We start from the raw sequence: 14,860 nt of genomic DNA, 5'->3' as shown, positions 1-14,860 counted from the left end.
GGCGCTTACGTTCATCAGAGGACTCCATGTCTGAACGCCGTTCCGCGCGCCGCTTTGCGCGCATCGATCGTCTTCCCCCCTACGTTTTCAACATCACCGCCGAGCTGAAGATGGCCGCCCGCCGCCGTGGCGAGGACATCATCGACCTGAGCATGGGCAACCCCGACGGCGCTACTCCGCAGCATATCGTCGACAAGCTGTGCACCGTCGCCCAGCGCGAGGATACCCACGGCTACTCCACTTCGCGCGGCATTCCGCGTCTGCGCCGGGCCATCTCGCACTGGTACCGCGACCGCTACGACGTGGAGATCGACCCGGAAAGCGAAGCCATCGTCACCATCGGTTCCAAGGAAGGCCTGGCGCACCTGATGCTGGCCACCCTCGACCATGGCGACACCATCCTGGTGCCGAACCCGAGCTACCCGATCCACATCTACGGCGCGGTGATCGCCGGCGCGCAGGTGCGTTCGGTGCCGCTGGTGCCGGGCATCGACTTCTTCGCCGAGCTGGAGCGGGCGATCCGCGAGTCGATCCCGAAACCGAAGATGATGATCCTCGGCTTCCCGTCGAACCCCACCGCGCAGTGCGTCGAGCTGGACTTCTTCGAGCGCGTGGTGGCACTCGCCAAGCAGTACGACGTGCTGGTGGTGCACGACCTGGCCTATGCCGACATCGTCTTCGATGGCTGGAAGGCGCCGTCGATCATGCAGGTGCCGGGCGCCAAGGACATTGCCGTGGAGTTCTTCACCCTGTCGAAGAGCTACAACATGGCTGGCTGGCGGATCGGCTTCATGGTCGGCAACCCGGAACTGGTCAGCGCCCTGGCGCGGATCAAGAGCTACCACGACTACGGCACCTTCACCCCGCTGCAGGTGGCCGCCATCGCTGCGCTGGAAGGCGACCAGCAGTGCGTGCGCGACATTTCCGATCAGTACCAGAAGCGTCGCGACGTGCTGGTGAAGGGCCTGCATGAGCTGGGCTGGATGGTCGAGAACCCGAAGGCGTCGATGTACATCTGGGCGAAGATTCCCGAGCCGTATGCCCATATGGGGTCGCTGGAATTCGCCAAGAAGCTGCTGCAGGACGCCAAGGTCTCGGTGTCGCCGGGCATCGGCTTCGGCGACTACGGCGACGACCACGTGCGCTTCGCCCTGATCGAAAACCGCGACCGCCTGCGCCAGGCAGTGCGCGGAATCAAGGCGATGTTCCGCGCCGATGGATTGCTGTAGCCCGTAGGTTGGCGCTGAACGCAGTGAAGCCCAACGGTGCCAGACGCGGCAGATGTTGGGCTTCAGATCCGGTAGGTTGGCGCTGAGCTTGCGAAGCCCAACGTCACGCGATGTTGGGCTTCACTGCGTTCAGCGCCAACCTACATGTCAGTGTGCCGGATAATTCGCCAAGACCACCTTTTCCCCGGTCTTGCTCAACCCCACCACCTGATACGCATCGTGCCGGTTGCCCATCTCCATCCCCGGCGAGCCGGCCGGCATGCCTGGCACCGCCGCGCCGACCAGGTCCGCGCGCTCGCGCAGCTTGAGGATGTCGGCGGCCGGCACGTGGCCTTCGACGAACTTGCCGTCGATCACCCCGGTATGACAGGAACCCATGGAGTGCGGCACGCCGAGGCGGGTCTTGACCGCGCTCATGTCCGGTTCGACGTGGTCGTTGACCTTGAAGCCGTTCTGTTCGAGGTGGCCGATCCAGTCCTTGCAGCAGCCGCAGTTGGCGTCGCGATGGACGTCGATGGTCAGCGGTTCGGCGGCCTGGACGGCACCGGCGAACAGCAGCGGAAGGAGGGCGAGTGTGCGCATGGCGTGACTCCTGATGAAGGAAATGCCGCCGAGGATACGCCCGGGCGCTGTGCGGCCCAATCGGCCGCCTGTTTCGGCATGTGACGCCGCGCCGGTGAACTTGTCGCGCATCGTGCAGGTCTGTTCCTGATTGTTCGCCGCGCCGAGCGCGCATGGAATCCGGGCCGCCGGCCCAAGGAGAATCCGGATGCTTTTCGCCCGTCTCGTCCTTCTGGCCCAGGCGCTGATCTGGGGCGGCCTGGGACTGCTCTACTGGATACGCCCCTACGAAATGGCCAACCTCAGCGGCATGCTGCTGATGGAGCCGTCGTCGGTCAGCGATGCGCGGGTGTTCTATGGCGGGCACCAGTTCGCCCTGGCGCTGTTCCTGCTGTTCGCCCTGCGCCGCAGCCAACTGGTGCGACCGGCGCTGATCCTGGTGATCCTGATCCAGCTCACCCTCAGCCTGTCGCGCCTGCTGATCGCCTGGAACGAGGGCGGGATGGGAGCGGACTCGCAGCTGTTCGGGGTGATCTACCGGGGCGTCATCTCGCTGCTGGCGATCGGCGCGCTGTACTGGCTGGAACGCCAGGCCAGGCCACAGACGACCGTCCCGACCGAGCCGGAGAAACCGCGCGAGGCGGATTTCGACGGTTTGTGATGCACGAAGTCTCTGTAAGAAATGTTGTATTTATCACCTGCAAAGGGTTCTTATGACCCTTGGCGACGTGGTCAAAATGACCGGTATATTTCTTAAGTAACTGATATTTAAGGCTTCTCTCATTGGCATGGTTAGTGAAATGACTGAGTTGTCATTTCAATGCCAAGGGAGAGAACCATGAAAGGTGCAAGGCTGTTGGCTGTGGGCGGTGCGCTGCTGGCCAGCATGGCGGCGAGCGCCGACCAGGTGGTTGCGGAAAAGTCGGATAACACCGTCGGCGCGGGTTTTGGCGCGGGCGTCGGCCTGCTGGTCGGCGGCGGGCTGGGCGGGCCGTTCGGTGCGCTGGTGGGTGCGGGTGTCGGCCTGTTGGCCGGATCGGCAGGGCAGGAGGCCACGGGGCTGAGCCAGAACGCCTATGTGGTCAAGGCGGCGGATGGCAGCGAGAGCACCGTGCGTTCGCCGAACGCGGAGTTCCAGGTAGGGCAGGCGGTGGAGAAGGACGGCATTCGCCTGCGTGCGGCGAACTGAGGTTTTTTCTCACCCAGACAAGCGAGGCCCCGAAAGGGGCCTCGCTTTTTTGTGCTCGCGGGGACGTCTGCAGGGGATAGCCCTGTAGGAGCAACTGTCTTGCATCCTAGGTAACTACGAGGCTGGGCCCCACCGTAGGTTGGTGCTGAGCAACGCGAAGCCCAACATCGCCATCGTTGGGCTTCACTGCGTTCAGCACCAACCTACGCGGGGTTGGGGCCATGCCCGCGAAAGACCGGCAGCGCCGATGTTGTGCGCATGGCGCGCTCCTGCGGGAGCACCGAACCCGAGCATGGTGGACGTCGCCTTTTACGTCCACCACCAAATGAAAAGAAAAAGCCGCGGCGTCCATCAGGACGCCGCGGCTTCGTCATTTCAGGGATCAGCGTTCGCTGCGGACGCGCACCTCCACCAGTTCTCCAACCGTTTCGCGCGGTTGCCAGAGGTTCTTCACCACCTGCGTGGCGATCGCCAGGGCGGCGCCGATGAATACCACGTCGCCGAAGGTACGCACCCAGCGCAGGGTTTCCAGCAGGTCCTGCTGCATGAAGGCTTCGCTGCGGGCATACCACATGCCTTCGCTGACGCTGGCGTGGAACTGCAGGATGCCGATCGGCAGCAGGCTGGTGGCGATCATCAGCACCAGGCCGGCGTTCAGGCCCCAGAAGCCAATGCGCATCAGCCGATCGCTGAACGCCGCGTCAGGCCGCACGTAGCGCAGCACCAGCAGGGTGAAGCCGAGGGCGAGGAAGCCGTAGACGCCGAACAGTGCCGCGTGGGCATGCACCGCCGTGGTGTTCAGGCCCTGCACGTAGTACAGCGACACCGGCGGGTTGATCATGAAGCCGAACACCCCGGCGCCGAACATGTTCCAGAAGGCCACGGCGACGAAGCACATCAGCGGCCACTTGACCTGTTCCATCCACGGAGCGCGCTGCTTCAGACGCCAGTTTTCCCAGGCCTCGTAGCCGAGCACGATCAGCGGCACCACTTCCAGCGCACTGAAGGTGGCGCCCACCGCCATCACCGGCGTGGTGGTGCCGGCGAAGTACAGGTGGTGGAAGGTTCCCGGCACGCCGCCGAGCATGAACAGCGAGGCCGAAGCCAGCGATGCGGCGGACGCGGTGCGTTTCCCGACCAGCCCCATGGTGACGAAGATGAAGGCCAGCGCGGTGGTGGCGAACACTTCGAAGAAGCCTTCCACCCACAGGTGCACCACCCACCAGCGCCAGTACTCCATCACCGACAGGTGCGTGCGCGCGCCGTAGAACAGGCCGGCGCCGTAGAACAGGCCGATAGCCACCACCGAGGCGGTGAGCAGCGCCAGCAGGTTCTTGTCGCCCGGCTTGCGCAGGGCGGGAACCACGCCGCGCAGCATCAGTACCAGCCAGAAGGCCACGCCGAGGAACTTGCCGATCTGCCACAGGCGGCCGAGGTCGACGTACTCGTAGCCCTGGTGGCCGAGCCAGAAGTTCAGCTCCGGCGGCATCACCTGGGCGATCGCCAGGTAGTTGCCGGTGAACGAGCCGACCACCACCACGACCAGCGCCCAGAACAGGATGTCGACGCCGAGTTTCTGGTATTTCGGGTCCTTGCCGCCGTTGATCAGCGGCGCGAGGAACAGGCCGGCGGCGAGGAAGCCGGTGGCGATCCAGAACAGCGCGCTCTGCAGGTGCCAGGTACGCACGAGGGCGTAGGGGAACCACTGCGACAGGTCGACGCCGTAGAACTTCTGGCCTTCCACCGTGTAGTGCGCGGTGAAGCCGCCGAGCATGACCTGGAAGCTGAACAGCGCGACGACCAGGAACAGGTACTTGCCGAGCGCCTTCTGCGACGGCGTCAGAGCGACCAGGGTCAGCGGATCGTGGGCCGGCGCTGCCGGCTCCTCCTCGTCGTGCTTGCGCAGGAAGGCCCAGGCCCAGACCAGGAAGCCGATGCCGGCGATCAGCAAGACCACGCTGGCGATGGACCAGAGGATGTTCTCCGCGGTGGGCTGGTTGCCGATCAGCGGCTCGTGCGGCCAGTTGTTGGTGTAGGTCGCGTCGCTGCCAGGACGTTCGGTGGCGGCGACCCAGGCGGTCCAGAAGAAGAACTGGCCGAGCTGCACCCGGTGCTGCGGGTCGGGCAGGGTGTCCTCCTTCATGGCGAAGCTTTCGCGGCTGGACTGCAGTTCCGGCGCGGCACTGAACAGCTTGTCGTAGTAGGCGGCGGTCTGCTGCATGGCTTCGACGCGGCGGGCCGAGAGCTTGAGCCGGCTCTGGTCGTCCACCTGGTTGCCGCGATACTCCTTCTTCAGCTGGAAGCGCAGCTGCGCCTGGGTCGCTTCATCCAGTTCGGCATAGTGCGGGCCGTATTCCTCGCGGGCGGCCAGATCGAGCCAGGCGGTCAGCTCGCGGTGCAGCCAGTCGGCGCTCCAGTCCGGCGCCTGGTAGGCACCGTGGCCCCAGATCGAGCCTAGCTGCATGCCGCCGACGCTCTGCCAGGCCTGCTGGCCGTCGAGGATGTCGCTCTCGGTGAACAGCACCTGGCCGCTGGCGTCGAGCACCTGTTGCGGGATCGGGGGCGCCTGACGGTAGACCTCGCGGCCGAACCAGCCGAGCACGGTGAAGGTGATGCCGAGGACCACGATCAGGGTCCACCAGTATTTGCGGTACTCACCCATGGCTGGACTCCTGCGGGTTCAGTGCCTGTACGAAGAGGATGTTGTTTTCCAGGTGGATGTGCTGCATCAGGTCGTTGCGCAGCTCGTCCAGCCCGCGGTAGAGCGCCTGCCAGGTGTTGCAGGCGCCGGGCGGCGGGGTGATCTGGTTGGTCAGTTCGAGCAGGTGCTCCAGCGCGTCGCCGTGCTGGTCGTGCTCGAAGCGCATCACCGAGATCGGCCCGCCGGCGCGGGGGCCGAAGCCGTTGAGCAGCATCGGGAAGAGCACCTGCTCCTCCTTCTGCATGTGGCTTTCCAGTTCCTGCTGCATGGTCCGCAGGTGCTCCGCGAGGCCGTTCGGGCAGTCGCTGCGATCGCCATGCACGTGCTCGACGCGGGCGGCGAGGCGGATCAGCTCCGGCAACTGGTCGCGATGGCGCTCGTGGTAGCGCTCGAGGATGTGTGCGATGAGCTTCTCGTCCGGCACGGCGCGCCAGTCCTGCGCGTCGCTGCCGTTTTCCTGCAGCGCGGCCAGTTGGGCGGCGACCGCCTCGGCGTCGATGCCCTTGCGCGCCGCAGCTTCGCGCAGGCTCTTCTGTCCGCCGCAGCAGAAGTCGAGCTTGTATCCATGGAAGATCCGGGTCGCGCCCGGAATCGAACAGGCGAGATCGCCCAGGGATCGATCGAGATACGTCAGGCTCATGGCAGGTTCCTTGTATGGGGTGTTGGTTGTAGGAACCTTTGCAGCGCCTATGCCATTCGTATCTATATGAAAATAAAGGATTTTATATTTTATATTGTATTTTTTACCCTGCAGGAATAGGGTTCTAATTACCGTTAAGGGTGGATTCGACCATATGTATGCCTTCTCTCTTGCCGACCTGGGCGCGGAACTGCCCAGCGCCGTCCGCCTGCAGCGCCTGGTGCAGGCCCTGCGTGAACACTTCCATTGCGGCGCGGTAGGGCTGCTGCGGCTGGAAGACGATTCCCTGCGCCCGGTGGCCGCTGCCGGGCTGGTGCACGAGGCTCTCGGCCGGCGCTTCCTGGTCGCCCAGCATCCGCGGCTGGCGGCGATCATGGCGGCGCGCGAGCCCACCTGGTTCGAGCCGGACAGCCGCCTGCCCGACCCCTACGACGGATTGCTGGAGGATCACGCCGGCGAGCCGCTGCCGGTACACGACTGCATGGGCATCAGCCTCTATGTGGAAGGCCAGCTGTGGGGCGCGCTGACCCTCGACGCCATGCACGCCGGCACCTTCGACGAGGCGGCGCGGCGCGAGCTGCAGAGCTTCGCCCTGCTGGTCGAGGCGGCGGTGCGGATGACCCGCCTGGAGCAGGAGAACCGTGGACTGCGCCAGGCGCGCAGCGACGTGCAGGGCATCAACCTGGCCGAGGAGGACAGCGACATCCTCGGCCACAGCCAGGTGATCCGCCAGTTGCTCGGCGAGCTGGATATCGTCGCCGACTCGGAGCTGCCGGTGCTGCTGCTCGGCGAGACCGGCGTGGGCAAGGAGCTGTTCGCGCGCCGCCTGCACGCGCATTCGCGGCGGCGCAACAAGCCGCTGGTGCAGGTCAACTGCGCCGCGCTGCCGGAATCGCTGGCGGAAAGCGAGCTGTTCGGCCACGTGAAAGGCGCCTTCTCCGGCGCCACCGCCGACCGTCGCGGACGCTTCGAAGCGGCCAACGGCGGCACGCTGTTCCTCGACGAGGTCGGCGAGCTGCCGCTGAGCCTGCAGGCCAAGCTGCTGCGCACCCTGCAGAACGGCGAGATCCAGCGCCTGGGCGAGGACAAGCCGCGTCACGTCGACGTGCGCATCATCGCCGCGACCAACCGCAACCTGCCCGATGGCATCCGCGACGGACATTTCCGCGCCGACCTCTATCACCGCCTGTCCGTCTACCCGGTGCCGATCCCGCCGCTGCGCGAGCGCGACAACGACGTGCTGCTGCTGGCCGGGCACTTCCTCGAACTCAACCGCGCCCGCCTCGGGCTGCGCAGCGTGCGCCTGTCTCCGGCGGCGGAGCGCGCGCTGCTGGCCTATTCCTGGCCGGGTAACGTGCGCGAACTGGAGCATGTGATCAGCCGGGCGGCCCTGAAGCTGCTCAGCCGCGGCGCCAATCGCACCGAAATCCTCACCCTGGAGCCCGAACTGCTCGATCTGGACAGCGCGCCCGCCCAGTCACGCGATAGCGAGTCGGCGGAGCAGATGCCGGCGGTCGGCCTGCGGCCCTTGCGCGACAGCGTCGACGACTGCCAGCGGCAGGCCATCCAGCAGGCACTGGCGGCGACCGGGAACAACTGGGCCAATGCGGCGCGGCTGCTCGACCTGGACCCGAGCAACCTGCACAAGCTGGCCCGACGGCTGCGCATGAAGTAGCGCGGCGGCGTGCTATCTTATTGATTTAGCGGGAGCAGGCGATGAAATTCATACACCAGCGCGAACATCTGAACGAAGGCGACCTCGTGATCATCGAGTGCTCGCGCATGTGCAACATCCGCCTGATGAACGACGCCAACTTCCGCAGCTTCAAGAACGGCGGCCGCCACTCCTACCACGGCGGCGCCTTCGACCGCTTCCCGGCGAAGATCGTGGCGCCCAGCACCGGTTTCTGGAACATCACCATCGACACCGTGACCCGCCGTGCGATCAGCGTCACCCGCAAGCCCAACCTGACCCACTCGATCAAGATCGTCCGCCGCTAGCGCGAGCCTTTGTAGGAGCGAGCTCTGCTCGCGAACGCCGGCAACTCAAAAACTTCGCGAGCAGAGCTCGCTCCTACAGGCAACACGGGTGCGTTTTGTAGGGTGGACAACGCGAAGCTTGTCCACCGCCCCGTCGCACCGCGCTCGATGGTGGAAAGGCGGGGCGGCCATCCGCTTCGTCGTTTTCCACCCTACGGTCTACACCAACCGCCGTGAATACCTCAGCGCCGCTCCAGCAGCACGCCCGCTTCCATGTGGTGGGTGTAGGGGAACTGGTCGAACAGCGCGCTGCGGGTGACCTTGTGGGTGTCGTGCAGCTGGGCGATGTTCTGCGCCAGGGTTTCCGGGTTGCAGGAGATATAGAGGATGCGGTCGAAGCGGCGGGTCAGCTCGCAGGTGTCCGGGTCCATGCCGGCGCGCGGCGGGTCGACGAACACGCTGCCGAACTGGTAGCTCTTCAGGTCGATGCCGGCCAGGCGGCGGAACGGCCGCACCTCGTTGAGCGCCTGGGTCAGCTCCTCGGCGGAGAGACGCACCAGGGTGACGTTATCCACGGCGTTGTCGGCCAGGTTAGCCAGAGCGGCGTTCACCGAGGTCTTGCTGATCTCGGTGGCCAGCGCCTTGTGCACGCGGGTGGCCAGCGGCAGGGTGAAGTTGCCGTTGCCGCAATACAGCTCCAGCAGGTCGTCGTCGCGCTGGCCCAGCGATTCGTAGGCCCAGGCGAGCATCTTCTGGCACACCGCGCCGTTGGGCTGGGTGAAGGCGCCTTCCGGCTGGCGATAGCGGAAGCTGCGACCGGCCACCACCAGTTCTTCGCTCACATAGTCGCGCCCGATGACGATGCGCTTGCCGCGCGAACGCCCGACCAGGCTCACGCCCAGCTCCGCCGCGACCTTCTCCGCCACGACTTTCCAGGCATCGTCCAGCGGACGGTGATAGCAGAGGGTGATCAGCGCGTCGCCGGCCAGGGTGGTGAGGAACTCCACCTGGAACAGCTTGTGCCCCAGCGCCGGATCGGCCCAGGCGGCCTTCAGGCGCGGCATCAGCTCGTTGATGCGCTGGCTGGCGATGGGGAAGTCGTCGAGCAGGATCGGCGTGTGCTTGTCGCCCTGCTCGAACATCGCGTAGTGGCGCGCCTCGCCCTCGCGCCACAGGCGGAACTCGGCACGCAGGCGGTAGTGTTCGCGCGGCGAATCGAAGACTTCCGGCTCGGGGGCATCGAACGGCGCCAGCAGCGCGCGCAGGCGCTCGGCCTTGTCCTGCAGTTGGGCGTCGTATTGGGCGGGATCGAAACGCGGACTACTCATGGGGCGGATAACTCGGTCGAAGGCAGTAGGGAGCCGTAGGTTGGTGCTGAACGAAATGAAGCCCAACACGCATGACGCAATGTTGGGCTTCGCAGGCTCAGCCGCAACCTACAGTTCGTCGGTCAGGCGTTGAACCAGTCGTAGGATGGGTTGAGCGAAGCGATACCCATGCAGTGTCGACGGCGGAATCAGGCGTTGAACCAGCCCAGCTTGATGACGAACAGGACGGACAGGATCACCAGCGCCGGGTTCAGGTCGCGCCAGCGGCCGGCCAGCAGCTTGGCGGCGGTCCAGGCGATGAAGCCGAAGGCGATGCCGTTGGCGATGGAGAAGGTCAGCGGCATGGCCAGCGCGGTAACGACGACCGGCGCGGCGACGGTGAGGTCGTCCCAGTCGATTTCGGCGAGGCCCGAGGCCATCAGCACGGCGACGAAGAACAGCGCCGGAGCGGTGGCGAAGGCCGGCACGTTGCCCGCCAGCGGGGCGAAGAACAGCGCCAGCAGGAACAGCACGGCGACCACCACGGCGGTCAGGCCAGTACGGCCGCCGGCGCTGACGCCCGCTGCCGATTCGATGTAGCTGGTGGTGGTAGACGTGCCGAGCAGCGAGCCGAACATCGCCGCAGTACTGTCGGCGATCAGCGCGCGACCCATCTTCGGCATGTGCCCGTCCTTGCCCATCAGCCCGGCGCGCTTGGCCACGCCGATCAGGGTACCGGAGTTGTCGAACAGGTCGACGAAGAGGAAGGCGAAGATCACGCTGAACAGGCCGATATCCAGCGCGCCCTTGATGTCCAGCTGGAGGAAGGTCGGCGCCAGCGACGGCGGGACGGACATCACGCCGCCGAACTGGGTGATGCCCAGGCCGATGGCGGCGAAGGTGATGGCGAGGATGCCGATCATCACCGCGCCGGTGACGCGACGCGCTTCCAGGCCGACGATCAGGAAGAAGCCGAGGATGGCGAGGATCGGTTCCGGCTTGGTCAGGTCGCCGAGGCCGACCAGGGTCGCCTGGTTGGCGATGACGATGTTGGCTTCCTTCAGCGCGATCAGCGCGAGGAACAGACCGATGCCGGCAGCGATCGCCGAGCGCAGCTCCAGGGGAATGCTGTTGATGATCCATTCGCGGATGCGGAAGATCGAGATCAGGAAGAACATGCACGCCGAGAGGAACACCGCACCCAGCGCCACCTGCCAGGTGTGGCCCATGTGCAGGACCACGGTGTAGGTGAAGAAGGCGTTCAGGCCCATGCCGGGCGCCAGGGCGATCGGGTAGTTGGCGATCAGGCCCATGACCACCGAGCCGATGGCCGCGGCCAGGCAGGTGGCGACGAACACCGCGCCCTTGTCCATGCCGGTCGCGCCGAGGATGCTCGGGTTGACGAACAGGATGTAGGCCATGGTCAGGAAGGTGGTGACCCCCGCCAGGATCTCCGTGCGCACGTTGGTGTTGTGCGCTTGCAGTTGGAACAGCTTTTCCAGCATGACTGGCTCCCCAAGGCGCCTCGTGCGCCGTTTGTCGTTCCGCCGAAAAGCAAAGCACATGCCGGATGGCCGCGCCTGCTCGGGGGCAGGAAAAAGCCGCGAATGATACCAGCTTGCCCCGGCGCGGAGAATTTCTGACCGGACGGGTAGCATGGGGTTTTACTCCCTTGATTGACTGGCGTCGTGTAGTCGGCTGAGAGGCGGAGGCAGGTCTTTACCCGCCAGTCTCCACTGGCTCTAATGGTTGTTTCGATTGGGAGATAGATCGCCAGGCGCCGCCAGGCGATCCTTCAGCAAGGAGAGCGCCAGCATGATAGTCGGCATTGATCTGGGTACCACCAACAGCCTCGTCGCGGTGTGGCGCGACGAGGCTCCGCAACTGGTGCCCAACGTCCTGGGCAGCGTCCTCACGCCCAGCGTGGTCGGCCTGGATGACCAGGGCCAGGTGCTGGTGGGCCAGGCCGCCCGCGAGCGCCTGCAGACCCACCCTCAGCTCACCGCCGCCCTGTTCAAGCGCCACATGGGCAGCGCCCAGGAAATCGCCCTGGGTAAGCGCAAGTTCCGCCCTGAGGAACTCTCGGCGCTGGTTCTGCGCAGCCTCAAGGAGGATGTCGAGCGCGCTTTCGGCGAGCCAGTGGAGGAAGCCGTGATCAGCGTGCCTGCCTACTTCAGCGATGCACAGCGCAAGGCCACGCGCATCGCCGGCGAACTGGCAGGGCTGAAGGTCGAGAAGCTGGTCAACGAACCCACGGCGGCGGCACTGGCCTACGGTGTTCACCAGAAGGACAAGGAGACTTCCTTCCTGGTCTTCGACCTGGGAGGCGGCACTTTCGATGTCTCCATCCTGGAGCTCTTCGAGGGTGTGATGGAGGTTCGCGCCAGTGCCGGTGACAACTTCCTGGGCGGCGAGGACTTCGACACCGCTCTGATCCAGCATTTTGTATCCAGCCAGCGCCAGGACAAGCACTTCCCCGATGTCAATGTTCCCGGCATGCGCAACCGCTTGCGCTGCGAAGCGGAGCGTGTGCGCCACGCTCTCGGGCAGCAACCCACCGCCACTTTTTCTCTGGCCCAGGGCGGCCGCCAGTGGGAACTGGCGATCAGCCAGGACGACCTGCAGCATGTTTCTGCCTCACTGCTGGAACGGTTGCGCGGGCCTGTCGAACGGGCGCTGCGCGATGCGCGCATTCGCGTTGCTGACCTCAATGAAGTCCTGCTGGTGGGTGGTACGACGCGGATGCCCCTGATCCGGAAACTGGCCACCACCCTGTTCGGCCGTTTCCCTGCCATGCATATCAATCCCGATGAAGTGGTGGCCCTTGGTGCGGCTGTCCAGGCGGCGCTCAAGCAGCGTGCGGCGGCATTGGAAGAGGTGGTTCTCACCGATGTCTGCCCTTACACCCTGGGCATCGAGACTGTCGAGCAGTTCGGACGGGTGTTGGAGAGTGGCCATTACCTGCCGATCATCGAGCGCAATTGCGTGGTGCCGGTCAGCCGGGTGAAGACTATCCAGACGTTGCACGACAACCAGACTCACGTACTGGTGAAAGTGTTCCAAGGAGAGAGCCGCCTGGTGAAGGACAACATCGCACTGGGTGAACTGAGCATCCCTGTGCCGGCTCGGCCGGCTGGCGAGGTGGAGCTGGATGTGCGCTTCACCTATGACAACAACGGTATCCTCGAGGCGGAGGTGAAGGTTCCGGCCAGCGGCGAGATGCATCACCTTGTGATCGAGAATAATCCGGGCGTACTGGCACCGCAGGAAGTGCGTCAGCGTCTGGCGGCCCTCGCGCAACTGAAGGTCCATCCACGGGACCAGATGGTCAATACCACCCTGGTGGCGCGTTTGGAGCGGCTCTACCAGGAACACCTGGGCGAGGTGCGGGAGATGCTCGGCAACATGGCCGGCAGTTTCCAGCAGGCACTGGCTTCCCAGGACGTGGAGTGCATCGCGCAGATGCGTGAATCCATTGCACACCGACTCGACGAGCTGGAACGCTCACCCTGGCAATAAAAGGAAGTGCCTATGAGCTGCTGGGAAATCCTCGGTCTCGAGGAAGAGGCCGATGAACGCGCCATCAAGCGCCACTATGCACGCCTGCTGAAGTCCACGCGGCCCGATGAAGACCCCGCCGCCTTCCAGGCGCTTCGGGAAGCCTACGAACAGGCTCTACGTTGGGTGCAATGGCGGGCCGATGCGGGAGCGGAAGCGAACGAAACCCTGATCGAAGCCGTGGAGGCGGGCGATCTGGCGGTGGCCGTGCGGTCGGTGGTGGAGTCGGCCGTTGCGCAGGCGGAGGTCTGTCACGGACCGCACCCACTGGTTGAGTTGCTGGCGGATTTGCGCCCGTCGCTGCTCGCCGAGCGTCGACTGAAGGCGGAAGAGGCCGGGTTGGCAGTGGAGTTCGAGCGCGGCGTGTTGCGCCTTTGTTTGAACGAAGAGTGGGGGACCAACCTGCGTGACGCGGCCTGCGCTGAATATGGCTGGCTGGAAGTGCGCGAGTCGTCTGGTCTGAAAGGGATTGAACTGCTGCCGTTGTATGAACGGATACTGAACGGCCGCCTGTTCAACTTGCGCGCGCTGCACAATCGAGGCGAACCGGAGGCGCTTGTCGACGGTCTGAACACTTTGCTCAGGCAACCCTGGCTGCAGAGCTACGATGGCCGCACGCTACTGGAAACCTCGCTGGTTTCGATGCTGCTGGAGATGCCGAGCTGGTCCGGCGAGACGCTGGACTCGGTTGCTGCGGTGCTTGGATGGCACGAGGGATTGCGCGAGGCGAATTGTCCTGATCATCAATGGCAGGCATTGCTGCTGCGTTGGGATGCGGAACGCTTCTATTCGAGGATTTCCAGCGACGCGCAGCGCTGGGAGCTAACGCCCGAGTGCCGGGCGGCGCGGCTGATCGTGGCGCCGTTCGACCGCTTCCAGCGGCGTCGCTTCAGTCGGGACTTCGCAGACGAGGACAGACAGCGCAGCCAGGAAATCGCCGAGATTCTGATCTACCGATATCCGCATCTGCTGGAACGTTTGCCGGGGGCGCCACTGGATGAGGCGTTCTGGGGCGACCTGGCCAAAAGCGGGCCGGCAGTGGGGCGGATGCCGCTGCTATGGACTGTTTTCATGGTGTTCCTGTACCTGTCTGCCATTCCCCGGGAGCTGGTCAAGCCCAAGGCGGACATGGGCCTGTTGTTCATCTTCATTCCCATGTCATCGGCTATCGTGGCGGGCGGAATCAACAGGATCATCGACTGGGGCCAAGCCTTGACCGGCAACTGGTTTAACCGGCTCGACTACCGTTTGAGCCGCCGGTTGCCAACCAGTTGGCACGAATATGGCGCCGGCATTCGACCACTGTGGCTGGGGATGGTCAGCTATGTAGTGGCCATTGCGATAGTGGGGCTGATTGGCCTGGGGCAAGGGGTACCCTTGTATTGGGTGCCCATGCTCGCACTGCTGGCCGCGCTGGTTTTGGCACTCACTCGCCGGGCGAGTCTGCTCGAGCGAGCTCGCCTGGTGCTGGAGAATCTGATGGTTCGTCGCCAGCGCGCCATGGGGATCATTGCGCTGTTGCTGGTCGCTGTTCTCGCGATCGGCGGCTTCGTCTACAAGCGTCTGGACTCCGCCGTCTCGCGCCAGCCGAGCGCCGAGGAAGTGGAGCAGTTCTGCCGAGATGGGAAGAACAGCAAGGAGTTCGTCTGCTTCATGCGGGAGGTGGAGCGACAGACGCAAGGGTCAAAAAACTGA

At 64.9% G+C, this 14,860-nt stretch carries 12 protein-coding genes; 7 read left to right on the top strand and 5 right to left on the bottom strand.

What is annotated here, in order from left to right; all coding sequences use genetic code 11:
- Positions 1 to 26: 26 nt before the first annotated feature.
- Positions 27 to 1,229, top strand: a complete 1,203-nt coding sequence (gene alaC / locus JFY56_RS16385; RefSeq protein ID WP_208314911.1) for an alanine transaminase — start codon at positions 27 to 29, stop codon at positions 1,227 to 1,229.
- Positions 1,230 to 1,376: 147 nt separating this feature from the next.
- Here alaC and JFY56_RS16380 read toward each other — a convergent pair whose 3' ends face one another.
- On the bottom strand, positions 1,377 to 1,811 hold the full coding sequence (locus tag JFY56_RS16380; protein ID WP_208314909.1) for a DUF411 domain-containing protein: 435 nt from the start codon (positions 1,809 to 1,811) through the stop codon (positions 1,377 to 1,379).
- A 187-nt stretch (positions 1,812 to 1,998) separates the two neighbouring features.
- On the opposite strand from JFY56_RS16380, the gene JFY56_RS16375 reads away from it, so the two are divergent.
- Together JFY56_RS16375 and JFY56_RS16370 are read left to right on the top strand one after the other, a co-directional pair.
- Positions 1,999 to 2,451 carry a DUF4345 family protein gene (locus tag JFY56_RS16375; protein WP_208314907.1) on the top strand — a complete coding sequence of 151 codons (453 nt, stop codon included), beginning with the start codon at positions 1,999 to 2,001 and terminating at the stop codon, positions 2,449 to 2,451.
- Between the two features lie 177 nt (positions 2,452 to 2,628).
- Positions 2,629 to 2,979 (top strand): hypothetical protein, encoded by a 351-nt coding sequence (locus JFY56_RS16370; protein WP_208314905.1) that lies wholly within the window; start codon positions 2,629 to 2,631, stop codon positions 2,977 to 2,979.
- Positions 2,980 to 3,361: 382 nt separating this feature from the next.
- Here JFY56_RS16370 and JFY56_RS16365 read toward each other — a convergent pair whose 3' ends face one another.
- Positions 3,362 to 5,641 (bottom strand): nitric-oxide reductase large subunit, encoded by a 2,280-nt coding sequence (locus tag JFY56_RS16365; protein ID WP_208314903.1) that lies wholly within the window; start codon positions 5,639 to 5,641, stop codon positions 3,362 to 3,364.
- Entirely contained in the window at positions 5,634 to 6,320 is a 687-nt protein-coding gene (gene ytfE / locus JFY56_RS16360; protein ID WP_208314900.1) for an iron-sulfur cluster repair protein YtfE, read from the bottom strand. The genes JFY56_RS16365 and ytfE overlap by 8 nt, the downstream gene beginning before the upstream one ends.
- 154 nt (positions 6,321 to 6,474) lie before the next feature.
- Between ytfE and norR the strand changes: the two genes are divergently transcribed.
- Both norR and JFY56_RS16350 read left to right on the top strand, forming a co-directional pair.
- Positions 6,475 to 7,995 carry a nitric oxide reductase transcriptional regulator NorR gene (norR, locus tag JFY56_RS16355; protein ID WP_208314899.1) on the top strand — a complete coding sequence of 507 codons (1,521 nt, stop codon included), beginning with the start codon at positions 6,475 to 6,477 and terminating at the stop codon, positions 7,993 to 7,995.
- Positions 7,996 to 8,036: 41 nt separating this feature from the next.
- Positions 8,037 to 8,321: a DUF1883 domain-containing protein gene (locus JFY56_RS16350; RefSeq protein ID WP_208314898.1), complete on the top strand. Its 285-nt coding sequence runs from the start codon at positions 8,037 to 8,039 to the stop codon at positions 8,319 to 8,321.
- A 221-nt stretch (positions 8,322 to 8,542) separates the two neighbouring features.
- On the opposite strand, the gene trmA is transcribed toward JFY56_RS16350, so the two are convergent.
- Positions 8,543 to 9,628, bottom strand: a complete 1,086-nt coding sequence (gene trmA, locus JFY56_RS16345; protein WP_208314897.1) for a tRNA (uridine(54)-C5)-methyltransferase TrmA — start codon at positions 9,626 to 9,628, stop codon at positions 8,543 to 8,545.
- A gap of 188 nt (positions 9,629 to 9,816) precedes the next feature.
- Positions 9,817 to 11,112, bottom strand: a complete 1,296-nt coding sequence (locus JFY56_RS16340) for an NCS2 family permease (protein ID WP_208314896.1) — start codon at positions 11,110 to 11,112, stop codon at positions 9,817 to 9,819.
- Positions 11,113 to 11,422: 310 nt separating this feature from the next.
- On the opposite strand from JFY56_RS16340, the gene JFY56_RS16335 reads away from it, so the two are divergent.
- Positions 11,423 to 13,126: a molecular chaperone HscC gene (locus JFY56_RS16335; protein WP_208314895.1), complete on the top strand. Its 1,704-nt coding sequence runs from the start codon at positions 11,423 to 11,425 to the stop codon at positions 13,124 to 13,126.
- Positions 13,127 to 13,138: 12 nt separating this feature from the next.
- On the top strand, positions 13,139 to 14,860 hold the full coding sequence (locus tag JFY56_RS16330) for a J domain-containing protein (RefSeq protein ID WP_208314894.1): 1,722 nt from the start codon (positions 13,139 to 13,141) through the stop codon (positions 14,858 to 14,860).

It is taken from the genome of Pseudomonas schmalbachii (assembly GCF_017589465.1).
Classification (GTDB): domain Bacteria; phylum Pseudomonadota; class Gammaproteobacteria; order Pseudomonadales; family Pseudomonadaceae; genus Pseudomonas; species Pseudomonas schmalbachii.
The sequence above is the reverse complement of the archived record's forward strand: the minus strand, read 5'-3'. Positions and strand labels throughout refer to the sequence as shown.

Excerpts from the sequence above, each read along its gene's own strand:
- alaC (WP_208314911.1), top strand. The coding sequence starts at position 27 with ATGTCTGAACGCCGTTCCGCGCGCCGCTTTGCGCGCATCGATCGTCTT.
- JFY56_RS16380 (WP_208314909.1), bottom strand. The coding sequence starts at position 1,811 with ATGCGCACACTCGCCCTCCTTCCGCTGCTGTTCGCCGGTGCCGTCCAG.
- JFY56_RS16375 (WP_208314907.1), top strand. The coding sequence starts at position 1,999 with ATGCTTTTCGCCCGTCTCGTCCTTCTGGCCCAGGCGCTGATCTGGGGC.
- JFY56_RS16370 (WP_208314905.1), top strand. The coding sequence starts at position 2,629 with ATGAAAGGTGCAAGGCTGTTGGCTGTGGGCGGTGCGCTGCTGGCCAGC.
- JFY56_RS16365 (WP_208314903.1), bottom strand. The coding sequence starts at position 5,641 with ATGGGTGAGTACCGCAAATACTGGTGGACCCTGATCGTGGTCCTCGGC.
- ytfE (WP_208314900.1), bottom strand. The coding sequence starts at position 6,320 with ATGAGCCTGACGTATCTCGATCGATCCCTGGGCGATCTCGCCTGTTCG.
- norR (WP_208314899.1), top strand. The coding sequence starts at position 6,475 with ATGTATGCCTTCTCTCTTGCCGACCTGGGCGCGGAACTGCCCAGCGCC.
- JFY56_RS16350 (WP_208314898.1), top strand. The coding sequence starts at position 8,037 with ATGAAATTCATACACCAGCGCGAACATCTGAACGAAGGCGACCTCGTG.
- trmA (WP_208314897.1), bottom strand. The coding sequence starts at position 9,628 with ATGAGTAGTCCGCGTTTCGATCCCGCCCAATACGACGCCCAACTGCAG.
- JFY56_RS16340 (WP_208314896.1), bottom strand. The coding sequence starts at position 11,112 with ATGCTGGAAAAGCTGTTCCAACTGCAAGCGCACAACACCAACGTGCGC.
- JFY56_RS16335 (WP_208314895.1), top strand. The coding sequence starts at position 11,423 with ATGATAGTCGGCATTGATCTGGGTACCACCAACAGCCTCGTCGCGGTG.
- JFY56_RS16330 (WP_208314894.1), top strand. The coding sequence starts at position 13,139 with ATGAGCTGCTGGGAAATCCTCGGTCTCGAGGAAGAGGCCGATGAACGC.